At 50.9% G+C, this 17,843-nt stretch carries 6 protein-coding genes and 4 pseudogenes; 4 read left to right on the forward strand and 6 right to left on the reverse strand.

Annotated elements, in window-relative coordinates:
- Positions 1-16 precede the first annotated feature (16 nt).
- Positions 17-957: pseudogene (locus JCM16496_RS06550) on the reverse strand (ROK family protein).
- Positions 958-1,087: 130 nt separating this feature from the next.
- Positions 1,088-5,019: pseudogene (locus tag JCM16496_RS06555) on the reverse strand (hybrid sensor histidine kinase/response regulator transcription factor).
- Between the two features lie 124 nt (positions 5,020-5,143).
- On the opposite strand from JCM16496_RS06555, the pseudogene JCM16496_RS24585 reads away from it, so the two are divergent.
- Positions 5,144-8,112 (forward strand): annotated as a pseudogene (locus JCM16496_RS24585) (PEP/pyruvate-binding domain-containing protein).
- A gap of 1 nt (position 8,113) precedes the next feature.
- Here the strand turns inward: JCM16496_RS24585 and JCM16496_RS06565 are convergent.
- Positions 8,114-9,181, reverse strand: a complete 1,068-nt coding sequence (locus JCM16496_RS06565; protein WP_025833152.1) for a metallophosphoesterase — start codon at positions 9,179-9,181, stop codon at positions 8,114-8,116.
- Positions 9,182-9,251: 70 nt separating this feature from the next.
- Here JCM16496_RS06565 and menA point away from each other — a divergent pair, with 70 nt between their 5' ends.
- Positions 9,252-10,160 carry a 1,4-dihydroxy-2-naphthoate octaprenyltransferase gene (gene menA / locus JCM16496_RS06570; protein ID WP_025833154.1) on the forward strand — a complete coding sequence of 303 codons (909 nt, stop codon included), beginning with the start codon at positions 9,252-9,254 and terminating at the stop codon, positions 10,158-10,160.
- Here menA and rfbB read toward each other — a convergent pair.
- The 3 genes from rfbB to JCM16496_RS06585 form a co-directional block, all read right to left on the reverse strand.
- The gene (gene rfbB / locus JCM16496_RS06575; protein ID WP_025833156.1) at positions 10,157-11,299 is read right to left on the reverse strand and encodes a dTDP-glucose 4,6-dehydratase; all 1,143 of its coding nucleotides are present in this window, start codon (positions 11,297-11,299) and stop codon (positions 10,157-10,159) included. The genes menA and rfbB overlap by 4 nt on opposite strands.
- 87 nt (positions 11,300-11,386) lie before the next feature.
- Entirely contained in the window at positions 11,387-12,259 is an 873-nt protein-coding gene (gene rfbA, locus JCM16496_RS06580; RefSeq protein WP_025833158.1) for a glucose-1-phosphate thymidylyltransferase RfbA, read from the reverse strand.
- A gap of 367 nt (positions 12,260-12,626) precedes the next feature.
- Complete coding sequence (locus JCM16496_RS06585; protein WP_025833160.1) at positions 12,627-13,118, reverse strand: metallophosphoesterase family protein; 492 nt, start codon at positions 13,116-13,118, stop codon at positions 12,627-12,629.
- A gap of 91 nt (positions 13,119-13,209) precedes the next feature.
- On the opposite strand from JCM16496_RS06585, the gene JCM16496_RS06590 reads away from it, so the two are divergent.
- Positions 13,210-15,276, forward strand: coding sequence for an RNA degradosome polyphosphate kinase (locus tag JCM16496_RS06590; RefSeq protein WP_025833162.1), 2,067 nt, complete (start codon positions 13,210-13,212; stop codon positions 15,274-15,276).
- 107 nt (positions 15,277-15,383) lie between these two features.
- Positions 15,384-17,626, forward strand: a pseudogene (locus JCM16496_RS06595) (inorganic phosphate transporter).
- Positions 17,627-17,843: the final 217 nt, after the last annotated feature.

Here is a 17,843-nt window from a genome sequence, read left to right on the forward strand (position 1 = left end):
AATCATTAATTCCTAATCACATATTCATCGCCACCGCGCCGGCCCCCAGAAGCCCGATAAATCCGGGATTCAGTTTCGTAATGACAACCCCGTTGCTGACAAAACGCATGGTCGTAGGATGAAGTTTCTCCAAAATCTTCTCGTGCATATACCCGTCGGCCACAATGCCTCCACCCAACACCACCGTGTCCGGGTCAATCACACGTACCAGATTCATGATAAGATTGGCAAGCGCCTCAGCTGCATTCTCCACCAGCACCGTACAGAGGGGGTCACCTTTCTGACTAAGTGCAAACACCTCACTCACAATCACCCGTTCCCCTTTTTCAGCCGGAATGTGCAGACTGGTTTCATACTGATTACGAAGCAGGCGGGCACAATTGTCAAAACCTATGCCGGCAGCAATCGCCTCCACACAGTCCATCCGTCCACAACCGCATTTAATGCCTATGTTCACACCTACACGCACGTGTCCCACTTCGCCGGCATTGAAATGGCTGCCACGGATTTGTCTCCCATTTATCACCGTACCCACGGCAATGCCCGTACCTACATTTACATATATAAAGTTTTTGGAAATTTGTCCGAATCCCCAGACGCGTTCGGCTCTTGTAGCGCTCTTCACATCATTGTCTATATGGCAAGGCATGCCATATATATCCGACAGTTCCTTTGCCAACTCAATCCGCTGTGTCCTGCTCGGGTCAATCTGCAGCCAGACACCTTCGTTGGGATCTACACGCCCTATCAGCCCAACACCCATCGCTACCGGTTTCTGGTCATACCAGCCCACGGTACGGATATAATCATCGAGCGACGACTTGATGATTTCCAGCGCAGCCTGCTGATTAAAGTAACCGGAGTCATATTTCTTATACCTCAAAATGTTGCCACGCTATCCATTTCGCCAATCAGCAACTTCGTGCCTCCTAAATCAAGACCTAAATACGTTTCCATTTTTTATATGCGTTTTTTAATATTGTTTACTGTCCACAATATTACGCACTATCAGGGAGACAAGGGTTTATTCTCTGACAAAAAAGGTTTAATACTTGTCAGCAGTGGTTCAAAAGCAGCCTTCATGGCTCTAAATTTTGCTGGGACTGGTACCAAACTGCTTTTTGAAGCATGTACTGAAATATTTCGGGTCAGAAAATCCGACCATATTCGCCACTTCCCCTATCGAATATTTCCGGGAAACCAGCAGTTCTTTTGCCTTGTTCAGGCGGACAATGCGGATGAAGTCATTCGGTCCCTGCCCTGTCAGCGTCTTTATCTTATTGTAGACAGAAGTGCGGCTCATGCCCAGCATCCGGCAGAAGTCATTGATGGAGAATTCCGAATCGGACAACTCCTCCTCAATCACTTTCATAACCTTGTCCAGAAACTCCTTGTCCAACTGGCTGGTATAATCGGTCTCTTCGGGCTGCGCATCCATCGCCAACACGGTTTCGCGCAAATGCTGCCTATTCTGAAGAATATTCCTGATACGCACTTTCAGCACAGACAAGTCGAAAGGCTTGATGATGTAGTCATTGGCACCGGCCTCCAGTCCGAAGATGATATTTTCCCTCTCACTCAGTGCGGTCAGTAATATAATAGGTATATGGCTTGTATCTACCGATGATTTCAGAATCCGGCACAATTCATCACCTTCCAGTACCGGCATCACAATGTCCGAGATAATGATATCAGGATTGATTTCCCTTGCCGTCTCCAATGCCTTTCCGCCGTCGGACACGGCAACTACCTTATATTCGGAAGACAAACTGTCCACCAGATACTCCCTCATATCCGCATCGTCCTCTGCCAGAAGAAGGACATTCTTCCCGGCACGTTCCGTTTCTTCATGCACAGCCCCGGTAGCGGCCTGAGCTTCTTCCTGGCCGTCTGCCTTCGCTTCCACTGCCACGCTCGCCTTTATCCTCTGCGGGAAAGTTACCGTAAACGTAGTTCCCTGTCCCTCCACGCTACTGAAAGAGATGGTGCCGTGATGCTGTTTCACAATGCGGCGCGTAATCATCAGACCAATACCCGAACCGGTTTCCTCAAAGTTCATGGCATTCTGGGCTCTATAATATTCGTGGAAAATATTGCCCTGCTCCTCTTTCGGAATGCCGATACCCGTATCCTTCACTTCAATAGTCCACTTCTTTCTTGCAGTCTTCACCAGTATGTGAATGACTCCCTTCTCTGTATACTTCAAGGCATTGGAGAGCAGATTGTCTATGATATGATCCATCTTCTCCCGGTCAATCCAAACCTTAGGCATATCCGGCTCCACCTCCAACTCTATCCCGACGCTCTTCTGCATGGCGGCTAAGTGAAACTCTGCCGTTTTTTCCTCCAGATAAGCCTTAATGTCGTATGGAGAAACCTTCAGACACTCCTCGGCATGCAGTTCCGTTTTCTGCAACTCAAGCAGTTGAGTAATCATTCCCATCAGTTTTTCCACATTCTTCATTGCCACCGCAACGGTTTTCTTACCCTGCTCCGGAAGTCCCTCCTGCGCTTCGAGCTCGCTCAGCGGAGCCTTTATTAAAGTAACCGGTGTACGGATATCATGGGCTATACTGATAAAGGAACGTATCTTGTCCCTTATACGCCCCTCGTTCACCTTATGCCTCCTATACTGCACAAACATGTAGACAAAGACAGACAACAAGATGAAATAGATGAGCAGCGCCCACCACGACACCCAGTAAGGATTATGAATGACAATGTCCAGACTTCTTTCTCCCACCTGCTGCCCGGTGTACTTATCAAATGCCCGCAAGCGGAATACATACTTACCGGACGAGAGATTCATATAGCTCACGTTCCGCACTGAATTGGAGTGTTCCCACTCTTCATTGTGATTTTCGAGCCTATACTCATATCTGATACGATGCGGGACTGCAAAGTTGATGGCAGAGAAGGAAATTGAGAAGGAGTTTTGATTATACTTCAAATCTATTTTCCGGGTATCATTGATATTCGTTTGCAAAAGAGAGCCTTTCATTCCCGCTTTGACCGATTCGTAAAGCAGTTTAAAGTCTGTCAGAATCAGCTCAACAGATACACGAGGCCCTAAGTCCAAAGACGGAAGGAAGGAAAGAACCCCTTCTGCGGTACCGAAAGCAAGACATCCATCCTTCAACTTAAGGGCAGCATTCGGGTTGTAATATCCCCAGCTGACATCCAAAAAATCATTGGCACTGATGATAATATCCCGGGAACAATCCAAGCAATACAATTCCTTCTCCGTACTGAACCAGATACGCCCTTCGTTATCCTCCAGCAGACTATTGATGGAATTGGAAACCAGATTGTCATCTACGGTATAGGCATGCGCCTCTTTCCCATCCGGACCAACACGTATAAGGCCTTCCCCGTCTGTCGCCAGCCAAATATCACCGGATGAAGACTGCATCAAGCAACGGATAGGATAATGCAGAGAGATGTCTCCAAAAGTCTGATACCACTGCGTGTCTCCCGACATCTTATCAAAGACGGCCAACCCGCTGCAACCGGCAATCAGTAATGAGTCCCCCTTACCCGGCTTTATGTCACCTATGCAATCAATCGGGTAATATGTATAAGTATCCGTCCGTATATCGTAACGGGTAAACTCTCCTTCAATACCACCGAACCAGATATAATCCCCTTCCGCATAAATGGCATAAACATAGTCGGTGGCTATTCCCTTCTCCGGATGTACATTTCTTTTCTCTTTCTTCTGTACCCGTCCGGTCTGTTTATGAATACAATAGACACCGATACCATAGCCACCTACCCAGATGTTTCCCCCGGGGTCTTCGGCAAGCGCCAATACCACTTTGCCACTATATTCCGTACCGTCCAGATAGTGGGTCCATTTGCGTGACCGGGCTGATAGAGGCTGACGCCGTTGTTTGTACCATACCAATAATCTCCCTCCGAGTCCTGAAACATCACATTTACATGGTCCGACTTCAGGGAATTATCATTATTGCGTTCGTGCCTGATTCTATAGACATCCGGCATCTCCGGATCCAGATAGCTGATACCATTCGTAGAAGTGCTAATCCACACAACTCCGGATTCATCCACACAAATATCGGATACCGTATTACCACTCAAGCTTTTGTCATCATCCCCGTTATTCATATAATGGTTCAAAAGTTCTCCGGTAGCGACATCCATACAAAAAACACCTGCACCATCGGCTCCCACCAGCAGCAAACCGTCCTTTGTCCTTGCAAACGAACGGATAGGTACATGAGGAATCCGGTCGTTCAAGGGATGTATCTGCCCGTCGGGACCGTCAAGCACAAATACACCGTTTGAAAAGGTACCGATGAACAGCTTCGCTCCGAAGACATAGAGCGATTCCACATGCATCTCTGTATGCAGGTCAACCGGCCTCGTCTCAAAAGACGAAGAACCTGCCGCTCCTGCCTTCGTCAGCCGGAAGACACCTTTGTCGGTGCCTGCAAAAAACACTTCATCTCCCATTTGGACCATGCAACGGACAGATTGCCCCTTCAATCCGGCAAAAGACAGCCCTGCACTTTCTTCCCAAGAATAAAGCCCCTTCGACATACACAACCACAAACGGTTTTCGTCATCAAACAGAATATTATGCAATACCGGAGAAGGCAGGTAATCGGCCAAATCCACACGCAATTGGAAAGAGTCTGTCAGTTTGTTGTATGCATAGATTTTTCCATTCTTCAATGCAACCCAGACAATACCCTCCTTATCACACATCATGGTAGTGGAAGACTGGATATTGTCCCTGGAATCAACCATTCCGTCCAGCTTGTAATGTTTGATTTCATTCCCGTCATAACGATCTATCCCGACATGAGTATACACCCAGACAAATCCGGCTGAATCCTTGTTTATCTGGAATACTTGCCGGCTGCCCAATCCCTCCTTGATACCCAAGGTGCGGAATGAACCGGCAAACAAGTCAGCGGACAAAAAAACGGACATCCATAACAGCAGAAATGTACATGCAACGGATTTATATGGAAACGGATATGGAGCAGACATAGGTCATATATTGTTTTTCGGATGCAATATTACGCATAAATATAAAAAAACGGTCGAAAAACTATCCGAATAGGTTCGATTTCTATTACTTTTGCCTTCCGAAACCAACAAATCATGAGAAGCCATGCTCAGTAAGTTCAAATTAAACCAGCTCTATTTCAAGGACACACAGTTTGCCAACCTCATGACACGGCGCATTTTCAACGTCCTTCTGATAGCCAATCCTTACGATGCCTTCATGCTGGAAGATGACGGCCGCATCGACGAAAAGATATTCAACGAATACACTTCGCTTTCCTTGCGCTACCCTCCCCGTTTCACGCAGGTTTCCACTTGCGAAGAAGCACTGACACAACTGTCCTCCATCTCTTTCGACCTCATCATCTGCATGCCGGGTACGGGAGACAACGACAGCTTCGACGTGGCACGATACATCAAAAGCCTATATGAGCAGATTCCGATGGTGATACTTACCCCTTTCAGCCACGGCATCACCAAGCGCATTGCCAATGAAGACCTCAGTCCCTTTGAGTATGTGTTCTGCTGGCTGGGAAACACCGACTTGCTGGTTTCCATCATCAAGCTGATAGAGGACAAGATGAACCTGGAGCACGACGTCAACGAAGTAGGTGTGCAGCTCATCCTGCTGGTGGAAGACGGCATCCGCTTTTACTCCTCCATCCTGCCCAATCTGTATAAATTCGTATTGAAGCAGAGCCAGGAATTCTCTACCGAAGCACTGAATGCCCACCAACGCACGCTGCGCATGAGGGGACGTCCCAAGATTGTACTGGCACGTACCTATGAAGAAGCCTTCGGCATCTACCTGAAATATAAGAATAATATATTAGGTGTCATCACCGACGTGCGCTTCCCCCGCGTAGAACGGGGCGAGAAAGACGGACTGGCCGGTATCAAGCTCTGTGCCGCCATCCGCAAGGAAGACCCGTTTGTGCCCCTTATCATACAGTCCAGCGAATCGGACAACGTAGCGTATGCAACCAAATACGATGCCGCCTTCATCGACAAGAATTCCAAAAAGATGGATGTGGACCTGCGCCGCATCGTATCAGACAATTTCGGCTTCGGCGACTTCATCTTCCGCAACCCGGACACGCTGGAAGAGATTGCCCGCGTAAAGAACCTCAAAGAGCTGCAGAACATTCTTTTTGCCGTTCCGGCAGAATCGTTCCTTTACCACATCAGCCGCAACCACGTCAGCCGCTGGCTCTACTCGCGTGCCATGTTCCCCGTGGCAGAGTTCCTGAAGCCCATCACCTGGAACAGCCTGCAAGACGTGGATGCCCACCGCAGAATCATCTTCGAGGCTATCGTGAAATACCGTAAGATGAAAAACCAGGGAGTGGTGGCAGTCTTCAGGCGCGACCGCTTCGACCGATACTCCAACTTTGCCCGTATTGGCGACGGTTCGCTGGGAGGCAAGGGGCGCGGACTGGCTTTCATCGACAATCTGGTGAAGCATCATCCTGAGTTCGAAGAGTTTGAGAATGCCCGTGTCGCCATCCCCAAGACCATCGTGCTCTGCACCGATGTGTTCGATGAGTTTATGGATACCAACAATCTGTATCAGATAGCCTTGTCCGATGCCGACGATGACGTCATCCTGCGCTACTTCCTCAAAGCCAAGCTGCCCGACCGCCTGGTGGAAGACTTCTTCACCTTCTTCGACGTGGTGAAGTCGCCCCTTGCCATCCGTTCGTCCTCGTTGTTGGAAGACTCGCACTACCAGCCCTTCGCCGGTATCTACAACACCTATATGATTCCCTATCTGGACGACAAGTACGAGATGCTGCGCATGCTGAGCGATGCATCAAGGGAGTATATGCTTCGGTCTACTTCCGCGACTCGAAGGCCTACATGCAGGCAACGAGCAACGTTATCGACCAGGAAAAGATGGCTGTCATCCTGCAAGAGGTAGTGGGCAACCAGTATGGTGACCGCTACTACCCCAGCATGTCCGGCGTGGCGCGTTCGCTCAACTACTACCCCATCGACGACGAGAAAGCGGAAGAAGGTATCGTCAACCTGGCACTCGGCTTGGGCAAATATATTGTGGATGGCGGCATGACGCTCCGCTTCTCGCCCTATCACCCCAACCAGGTGCTGCAAACCAGCGAAATGGAGATTGCCCTCAAAGAGACCCAGACCCGCTTCTACGCCCTCGACCTGCGCAATGCCGGTCACGATTTCTCCATCGACGACGGCTTCAACCTGCTGAAACTGCACGTCAAAGAAGCGGAAAAGGACGGAGCACTGAACTACATAGCCTCCACCTACGACCCTTACGACCAGATTATCCGCGACGGGCTTTATCCCGGCGGACGCAAAGTCATCACCTTTGCCAACATCCTGCAACACGACGTATTCCCCCTGCCACGCATCCTGCAACTGGCTTTGAAATACGGAGAGCAGGAGATGCGCCGTCCCGTAGAGATAGAGTTTGCCGCCACCATGAGCCGCGAGAAGGACAAGACCGGCACCTTCTACCTGCTGCAAATCCGCCCGATAGTCGACACCAAGGAGATGCTGGATGAAGACCTTACCGCCATTCCAGACAACCAGGTACTGCTCCGTTCCAACAACTCATTGGGACATGGCATCATGAACGAGATACATGACATTATCTATGTGAAGACAGACGACTATAGTGCCTCCCACAACCAGGAGATTGCCTGGGAGATAGAGAAGCTGAACCAGCAGTTCCTGGACGAAGGCCGTAACTATGTCCTCGTAGGTCCCGGACGCTGGGGTAGCAGTGACACCTGGCTCGGCATCCCCGTGAAGTGGCCGCACATCAGCGCCGCCCGCGTGATAGTGGAAGCCGGACTGACCAACTACCGGGTAGACCCCAGCCAGGGAACCCACTTCTTCCAGAACCTGACCTCCTTTGGAGTGGGATACTTTACCATCAACGCCTTTATGAATGACGGCGTATACAACCAGGAATTCCTGAATGCACAGCCTGCCGTACACGAGACGAAGTACCTGCGGCATGTACATTTCCGCCAGCCGATGGTGGTAAAGATGGATGGCAAGAAAAAACTGGGAGTGGTGCTGATGCCCGAAGAATAAATCAGTCCGTCAGCCGGTGCAGCACAATCATCACCACCTCTGCGGGGGCAAACATGCGGATGGCCTTCTGCGAAGTGCCGATACCGTTGGTGACAATCATCGGGATGTTCTTTGAATTGTACTTCAGCCCGGAGAGGAACCGCTGCCCGTAGTGCGAGGGGACTATCGGCGCATAAAGCCCGAACAGCGTCACCTGCCCGCCATGCGTGTGTCCGGCCAGGATGAGGTCGGAGTTTGTCACCGGGACGTCCTCGGCATAGTCCGGCGTATGCGTCAGCAGGATTACAAAATCGTCGGGCGAAAGGCCGAGTGTGGGCGATGTGCCGTTCTTGGCCAAGTCAAAAGGATTGCGCACGCCCGCCACAAGAATCCGCTCGCCGCCACGCCGCAGGGTGTCCACCTTATGCTCCAGCAGATGCATGCCATAATGCCTCATCTCGCGCACGATGTCGTCATAGCAAGCCTCGTAGTCATTGTTGCCAAGCACGGCATAGGTACCCAATGGCGTCTTCACTTGCGCCAGGGCAGCCATGACGGGCGGCACGTACCGGCAGCCTTCGTGAAAGTCGCCGCCAATCAGCAGCACGTCGGCCTTCTGGTCTATGAGCAGGCGGACCAAGTCCTTCAATCCCTCCTCCTTCAGCAGGCTTTTGTAGTGCAGGTCGGAGACAAAGGCGATGCGGAAGCCCTCGAAGGCGGCAGGCACGTCGCGATGCGTGAAGTCGTACGTCTTAATGCGGCTGACGCCCTTATAGGCCGAGCCTACGTGGGTGGTTTTCGATGTGATTCTTGTGCCCCGCTGCACAATTGCCTTTTGCACCGGTGCCGTTTTCTTTATCTGCTGTTTCTTTGCCCTGCCCTTCGCCGGCTGGCGACGGACATTACGCAAATCAGACTGGTCAAAGGTGAACATCGGCGAAAGGCGGGCAGGCAACCCGATAGTATCGCCAAGCTGCGTGCTGCCTGCCTGCATGACTGGCTGCGGCAACGACACGGTAATCATCCGCTTGGAACGGCAGGAAGACAAGAGCAGCAGAGAAAGAATGGATATGTAGACTAACTTCTTCATCATAAGTGGGTGCAAATATAGGGATTTTCAGTATTTTTGCTGACAGATGCCGAACTAAATTGGAACTACGATGAACGAGATTAAACAGAATTCACCCTACGCATGGTTTCTCGCCGCCCGCCCCAAGACGCTGACGGGAGCCATCATCCCGGTATTGCTGGGCAGTGCCCTTGCCTTCAGCGACGGACAGTTCAAGACCGCACCCGCCCTGCTGTGCGCCCTCTTTGCCTGCGGCATGCAGATTGCCGCCAACTTTATCAACGACCTTTTCGACTTTCAGAAGGGAACCGACCGACAAGACCGGCTGGGGCCGCAACGCGCCTGCGCCGAAGGCTGGATTACGCCGGCCGCCATGAAAACCGGCATCGGCATCGCACTGACGCTGTCGTGCCTGGCAGGGCTGGCAGTGCTGTTCACCGTCTGGGGGCAGCTGCCCCACGGAGGCTGGGAGCTGGTGGTGCTGGGCGTGGTGTGCATACTGTTTGCTTTCCTCTACACCACACTGCTCTCCTATCGGGGCTGGGGCGACGTACTGGTGCTGGTGTTCTTCGGCTTCGTGCCCGTATGCGGCACCTACTACGTGCAGGCCTATACGCTGAATATGGATGTGGTGGTGCTGTCGCTCGTCAGCGGCCTCGCCATAGACACCTTGCTGATGGTGAACAACTATCGCGACCGCGAGCAGGATGCCGTGAGCGGCAAGTGTACGCTGGTGGTGCGCTACGGCAAGAAGTTCGGTGAGAATATGTATCTGGCACTGGGCATCGCCGCCGTGCTGCTCTGCTTCTGGTTTGTCTACACGGGCAAGCTGACTCCGCTGGAATTTATCTGGGCTCCCTGCGTCTACCTCTACATGCACGCGCTGACGTGGCGCAAGATGGTACAGATAGGCAGCGGTAAAAAGCTGAACAGCATACTGGGCGAGACGTCGCGCAATATGCTGTTCTTAGGATTGCTGTTAGCGGTGGCGCTGAATTAACCCCTACCTCCATACATCTGTTCGTAATACTTCTGATAGTCGCCACTGGTCACTTCTTCCACCCACGACTGGTTGTTCAGGTACCATTCAATGGTCTTGACGATACCGACTTCGAACTTCGTCTCCGGATACCAGCCCAGGGCATTGGTAATCTTAGTGGGGTCAATGGCATAGCGCTGGTCGTGCCCCAAGCGGTCTTTGACGAAGGTGATAAGGTCTTCGTTTATCCAGCTGACGTCAATCGTGCCGTCGGCGGCCTTTACTTGTTTCTTCAGCACTGCGCGGTAACGGGGTTCTTCCTCCATCAAGCGGCGGACGGTGGCAATGGTCAGCTTCACGATTTCAAGATTGGTCTTTTCGTTGTGACCGCCTACGTTGTAGACTTCGCCTTCCACACCCTCGCGGACAACCAGGTCGATGGCCTTGCAGTGGTCCTCCACGTAGAGCCAGTCGCGCACGTTGCTGCCGTCACCATAGACGGGGAGGTTCTTGCCTTCGAGAATATTCTTGATGATAAGCGGAATCAGCTTTTCGGGGAAGTGATAAGGACCGTAGTTGTTGGAACAACGGGTGATGGTGACGGGCATCTTATAGGTGTCGTGATAGGCCATCACTACCATATCGGCACTCGTCTTGCTGGCACTGTAAGGGCTGTGCGGGCAGAGCGGGGTTTGCTCCGTGAAGTAGCCTTCGGCACCAAGCGAGCCGTAAACTTCGTCGGTAGACACTTGGTGGTAGCGGACGCCTTTGCGCCAAGTGGGATAACCGGACTCGTCCTTGCCCGTGACCCAGGCACGGCGGGCGGCGTCAAGCAGGTTTTGTGTGCCCAGGATGTTGGTCATCAGGAAGAGCTGGGGATTCTCTATACTACGGTCTACGTGGCTCTCGGCAGCAAAGTTCACTACGTAATCGAATTTATACTTGGCAAACAGTTCGTCGGCAAGCACGCGGTCGCAGATGTCACCTTTTACAAAGAAGCAACGTTCGTCGTCAATGTCATTGGCAATGGTGCCCAGATTGCCTGCGTAGGTCAGGGCATCCAGTATCACCACTTTAATATCATTATGTTTTGCCAGGATGTATTTAATATAGTTGGCGCCGATAAAACCGGCGGCACCGGTTACGAGATAAGTCTTCATGAGAATTAAAAATTATAAATTAAAAATTAAAGTCAGCGGGCCTTTATAGGAGAACTATTCTCCTTCTCTTTTTGGGGAACAAAGAGTTCATCGCTTCGATTCCGCCAGTTCCATCAGGTATTTGCCATATTCGGTCTTGCCGAGCTGTTCGCCGAGGTGATAGAGTTGCTCTACATCTATCCAGCCCTTGCGCCAGGCAATCTCTTCGATACAGCTCACGCGGAAGCCTTGACGGTTCTGGATGGTGGCGACAAAATTGCTGGCCTCCAGCAGGCTGTCGCAGTTGCCGGTATCGAGCCAGGCAAAGCCACGGCCGAAGAGCTCCACTTTCAGCGTGCCCTCGTCCAGATAGAGACGGTTGAGGTCGGTAATTTCGTATTCGCCACGGGCAGAGGGCTTCAAGGAGGCGGCTTTCTCTGTCACGGTGGAGTCGTAGAAGTACAGTCCGGGGACGGCATAGTTGCTTTTAGGTTCTGCGGGTTTCTCTTCCAGCGAAATGGCTTTGCCGTTGGCATCAAACTCCACTACACCGTAGGCACGGGGGTCCTTGACGTAATAGCCGAAGATGCAGGCACCCTTGTCGATGGAAGCGGCACGCTTCAGCATGGCGGAGAAGCCTTGACCGTAGAACATGTTGTCGCCCAGGATGAGGCAGCCCGGCCCGCCGTCCAAGAACTCCGCACCCAGCACAAAGGCTTGTGCCAGTCCGTTGGGATTGTCTTGTATCTTATAGGAAAAGGACATGCCGAGTTCTTCGCCGGTTCCCAGCAGCTCGCGGAACATGGGCAGGTCACGTGGAGTAGAGATGATAAGCACTTCGCGAATCCCCGCCAACATCAGTGTAGAGAGCGGGTAGTATATCATCGGCTTGTCGTAGACGGGCATTATCTGCTTGGAGATAGCCTTGGACAACGGATAGAGACGAGTGGCACTGCCACCTGCAAGAATAATTCCTTTCATATTTCAGTTCTTTTTCGGTGATACTTCAAAATGGAGAATAAAATAAGAAGGAGGACGATGCCCCACGGCTCTACTTGCTATTCGGGCACAAAGATAATGGAAAAATCCGATTCGGCGAAGGCTTGGTTTCATCTTTTTGCTTCATTGCTTTACTTACCCCGGTACATTGTTTTGCTTACTTCAGTACATAACGACCGTCACCCCTTGATGAAACGGTCTTTACCGCAGCGTGTAACGACCTTTACCCCGGTGTGTAACGACCTTTACCTCGGTGTGTAACAGCCTTTACCTCGGTGTGTAACAACCTTTACATCATAGCGTAAACAATCGGTAAATACAATCCATTGGAAATAAACAAACTACATCATCAACCAGCAAGTTCTATCACCTCCAAATCTTTGAACGTTCCCCCGTCAATGGCAAAGCGTACCATCGTACGCACCTTATGGAAACCTTGAATGCCCGCAGCGCCCGGATTGATGTGGAGTACATCCAACGTCTTGTCATACTTCACCTTCAGTATATGCGAGTGCCCGCTGATGAACAGTTTTGGGGGACGCACCAGAATGCTGCCCTTGATGGAAGGGTCGTAGTTGCCGGGATAACCGCCGATATGCTTCATCAGCACCTCCGCCCCGTCCACCGTGAAACGGAGAATCTGCGGATAGAGCTGCCGTATCTCCTGCCCGTCAATATTGCCATACACGGCGCGGAAGGGACGGAAAGCCGCCAGCCTCTGTGCCACTTCCAGCGACCCGATGTCGCCGACGTGCCATATTTCATCACATCCCTCAAAATATTGCAGGTACTTTTCATCCCAGTAGCCATGCGTATCCGATAATAAACCAACTTTTGTCATCTTTCCTTTGTTTATTAGGACAAAGGTAATTATATTTGGGGAGAATACAATGTGGTAATGTGCCAATATGCCACATTAACACCTTAATACCATGGACAACAGATATTTCAAACGTGACATCAGCTGGCTTTCCTTCAACTACCGCGTACTGCTGGAAGCCGAAGACGATACGTTGCCTCTATACGAACGCATCAACTTTATTTCCATATACTCTTCCAATCTGGAAGAATTCTACAAGATACGCGTGGCCGACCATAAGGCCATAGCCACCGGAGCCTCGCAAAGCGATGAAGAGACTGTGCAGTCTGCCGCCGAACTGGTAGATGAAATCAACCGGGAAGTCAACCGCCAACTGGAGGAACGTATCCGCATCTACGAACAGAAGATACTGCCCGCCCTGCGGAAGCACCACATCATCTTCTACCAAAGCCGCAACGTAGAACCGTTTCACCACGACTTCGTGCGCAGCTTCTTCCGCGAAGAGATATTCCCCTATCTGGCCCCGGTGCCCGTAAGCAAGGACAAGGTGATTTCATTCCTGCGCGACAACCGTCTCTATCTGGCCGTACGGCTTCATCTGAAAGGAGCCCCCGCCGGTTCTCCAAACCGCATCCAGTATTTCGTGATGAAACTGCCGTACAGCAAAGTGCCGCGCTTCATCCAGCTGCCCAAGGTGGGGAAAGACTATTATCTGATGTTCATTGAAGACATCATCAAGGCCAATCTGGATACCATCTTCCCCGGTTATGAAGTGGACAGCAGTTATTGCATCAAAATTTCACGCGATGCGGATATTCTGATAGACGATGCCGCCAATACCTCCGAAATCATCGAGCAGGTGAAGAAGAAGGTAAAGAAACGCAAGATAGGCGCCGTGTGCCGTTTTGTATACGACCGCGCCATGCCCCAGGACTTCCTCGACTTTCTGGTAGATGCCTACCGCATAGACCGCCGGGAGCTGGTGCCGGGAGACAAGCACCTCAACCTGGAAGACCTGCGGCATCTGCCCAACCCCGACCAGACCGTCCGCCCCATCAAGAAACCCCAGCCCATGAAGCTGACCTGCCTGGACGAACGCGAATCCATCTTCCGCTATGTGGAGAAGAAGGACCTGCTGCTGCATTATCCCTACCACTCCTTCGACCACTTCATCCATTTCCTATATGAAGCCGTCCATGAACCCACCGTGCGCGAAATCATGGTGACCCAATATCGCGTGGCAGAGAACTCCACCGTCATCAACACCTTGATAGCCGCCGCACAGAACGGAAAGAAAGTCACCGTCTTTGTGGAACTGAAAGCCCGCTTCGATGAGGAGAACAACCTCGCCACCGCCGAGATGATGAAAGCCGCCGGTATCAATATCATCTACAGCATACCGGGACTAAAGGTACATGCCAAAGTAGCCCTCGTACTACGCCGCGACAAGGGAGGGCGCAAACTGACAAGCTACGCCTACATCAGCACCGGCAACTTCAACGAAAAGACCGCCACCCTCTATGCGGACAGCGGACTATTCACCTGCAACCCGGTGATTGTAAACGACCTGCACAACTTGTTCCGTACGCTGCAGGGGAAGGAAAATCCGGTGTTCCACCGCCTGCTTGTGGCCCGCTTCAACCTGATACCGGAGCTGAACCGCCTCATCAATCACGAAATAGAACTGGCCCGGCAAGGCAAGCAAGGACGGATTATCCTAAAAATGAATGCCTTGCAAGACCCCGCCATGATAGACCGCCTCTACGAAGCCTCGCAAGCCGGTGTAGAGATAGACCTCATTGTCCGCGGCATCTGCTGCCTCATCCCCGGGCAGGAGTACAGCCGCAATATCCGCGTGACACGCATCGTGGATACCTTCCTGGAACATGCCCGTGTATGGTACTTCGGCAACGGCGGCGCACCCAAGCTCTTCCTCGGCTCGCCGGACTGGATGCGGCGTAACTTGTACCGCCGTATCGAAGCTGTCACCCCCATTCTGGACCCGGACTTGAAGCAGGAGCTCATCGATATGCTCGACATACAACTGTCGGACAAACGGAAAGCCTGCTTTGTGGACGACCGGTTGCAGAACCGCTGGAAGTCGTCACGACCGCAAAAGGAGAAGGTACGGTCGCAATATAGCTTTTACGAATACTTGAAACAAGGGATTAAGGATTAGCGATAATTATCAATCGTCAATCGCTTTGTAACATTTCTGTAACATGTATGACATTTCCCTGCAACACCAAATTCTTTCCTTTGCAGCAGGAAATAAAATACATGTCTATGGAAACAATTTATCTGGGTATCGTCATCTTTCTGTTTGTACTCGCGATTTTCGACCTCGTGGTAGGTGTCAGTAATGATGCGGTCAACTTTCTTCAGTCGGCTGTCGGGGCAAAGGCGGCATCCTTCAAAACCATGCTCTTCATTGCAGGCGTGGGTGTATTCATCGGAGCAGCCTTATCCAATGGTATGATGGATATAGCACGGCACGGCATCTACCAACCACAGCATTTCTATTTTGCCGAAATCATGTGCATCCTGCTTGCCGTCATGTTGACGGACGTTGTACTGCTTGACGTTTTCAACACGATGGGTATGCCAACCTCCACCACAGTTTCAATGGTGTTCGAACTTTTGGGAGGTACATTTGCACTGGCCCTTATCAAGGTATACAGTAACGATGCACTGGGACTCGGCGATCTCATCAATACCGACAAGGCCTTGTCGGTCATTATGGGTATCTTCCTTTCCGTAGCCATCGCCTTCTTCTTCGGTATGCTGGTACAATGGCTCGCACGTATCATATTCACCTTCAACTACAAAAAAAAGATGAAATACAGCATCGCGCTGTTCGGTGGTATAGCCGCCACTTCCATCATCTACTTCATGCTGATAAAGGGATTGAAAGACAGCTCGTTCATGACTCCCGAAAACAAACAATGGGTAAACGACAACACCGGTCTGCTGATTGCCGGCTTTTTCGTTTTCTTTACCATCTTGATGCAAATATTACATTGGTGTAAGGTAAATGTCTTCAAAGTAGTGGTTCTTATGGGTACTTTCGCACTTGCCTTGGCCTTCGCAGGAAACGACCTGGTGAATTTCATCGGCGTGCCCCTTGCCGGTTACTCCTCATTTGTAGATTATACAGCCAATGGTACAGCCGCAGGAGCCGACGGTTTCCTGATGTCCTCACTGCTCGGTCCGGCAAAAACGCCTGGTACTTCCTCTTTGGAGCCGGAGCCATCATGGTATATGCCCTCTGCACCTCTAAGAAAGCACACAACGTCATCAAGACCTCCGTCGACCTCTCCCGCCAGGACGAAGGTGAGGAAAACTTCGGAAGCACTCCTATAGCCCGTACACTGGTGCGCTTCAGTATGACTATGGCAAATGGCATCTCAAAAATCATGCCCGAAAGCAGCAAACGCTGGATTGATACCCGTTTCCAGAAGGATGAAGCCATCATAGCCGACGGCGCCGCTTTTGACTTGGTTCGCGCCTCCGTCAATCTCGTATTGGCCGGTCTGCTCATCGCCTTGGGAACTTCCTTGAAACTTCCCCTTTCCACCACTTACGTCACCTTTATGGTAGCCATGGGTACATCGCTTGCCGACCGTGCCTGGGGACGTGATTCGGCGGTATTCCGCATTACGGGTGTGCTCAGCGTTATCGGCGGTTGGTTCATCACTGCCGGAGCAGCGTTCACCATCTGTTTCTTCGTAGCACTGATTATCCATTTCGGTGGTACGGTTGCCATCCTGGCGCTGATTGGTCTGGCAGTCTTCATGCTGATTCGTAGCCAAGTGATGTACAAAAAGCGCAAGGAGAAAGAAAAAGGCAACGAGACTCTGAAACAATTGATGAAGAGTACGGACAACAACGAAGTCATCGAATTGCTCCGTAAGCATACCCGTGAAGAACTGGTGAAGATTATGGAATTCACAGAAGAGAATTTTGAACGCACCGTCACTTCCTTCCTACACGAGAATCTACGCGGACTGCGTCGTGCCATGGGCTCAGTAAAATTCGAGAAACAACTCATCAAGCAGATGAAGCGTACCGGAACACTTGCCATGTGCCGCCTCGACAACAATACCGTACTGGAAAAAGGACTCTATTACTATCAAGGCAACGACTTTGCCAGCGAACTGGTGTACAGCGTAGGTCGTCTTTGCGAACCTTGCTTGGAGCACATAGACAATAACTTCAAGCCGCTGGATGCCATTCAGAAAGGAGAATTTACAGACGTAGCCGAAGACATCTGCTATCTGTTGCAAGTATGCCGCCACAAGCTGGAAACGAACAATTTTGATGAACTGGAAACAGAAATCCGCAAAGCCAACGACCTCAACGGACAGTTGTCCCACCTGAAACGCGAAGAACTGCAACGCATCCAAAGCCAGAGCGGCAGCATCAAAGTCAGCATGGTATACCTGACTATGATACAAGAAGCCCAAAACATTGTGACCTACACCATCAATCTGATGAAAGTAAGCCGCAAGTTCCAGGCCGAAGAATAATATTACTTAGAAACTGTTTTGATTTTATTTGAGCATTTTACTAAGTTTGATTTTTGAGGATTTTTCTTTTTTCTCATGAGAAGCATAGCGGGCTATGTGACGAATGTGAAAGAAAAAAAAAGACCAGAAAGAAACTTAGAAAAAGCTCATAAAATACTTTTTATAGTAGAACAGAAATGATTTGCGAAAAGAAAAGCGAATAGAGAGAGTATCTTAA

Source organism: Bacteroides rodentium JCM 16496 (genome assembly GCF_000614125.1).
Lineage (GTDB): Bacteria > Bacteroidota > Bacteroidia > Bacteroidales > Bacteroidaceae > Bacteroides > Bacteroides rodentium.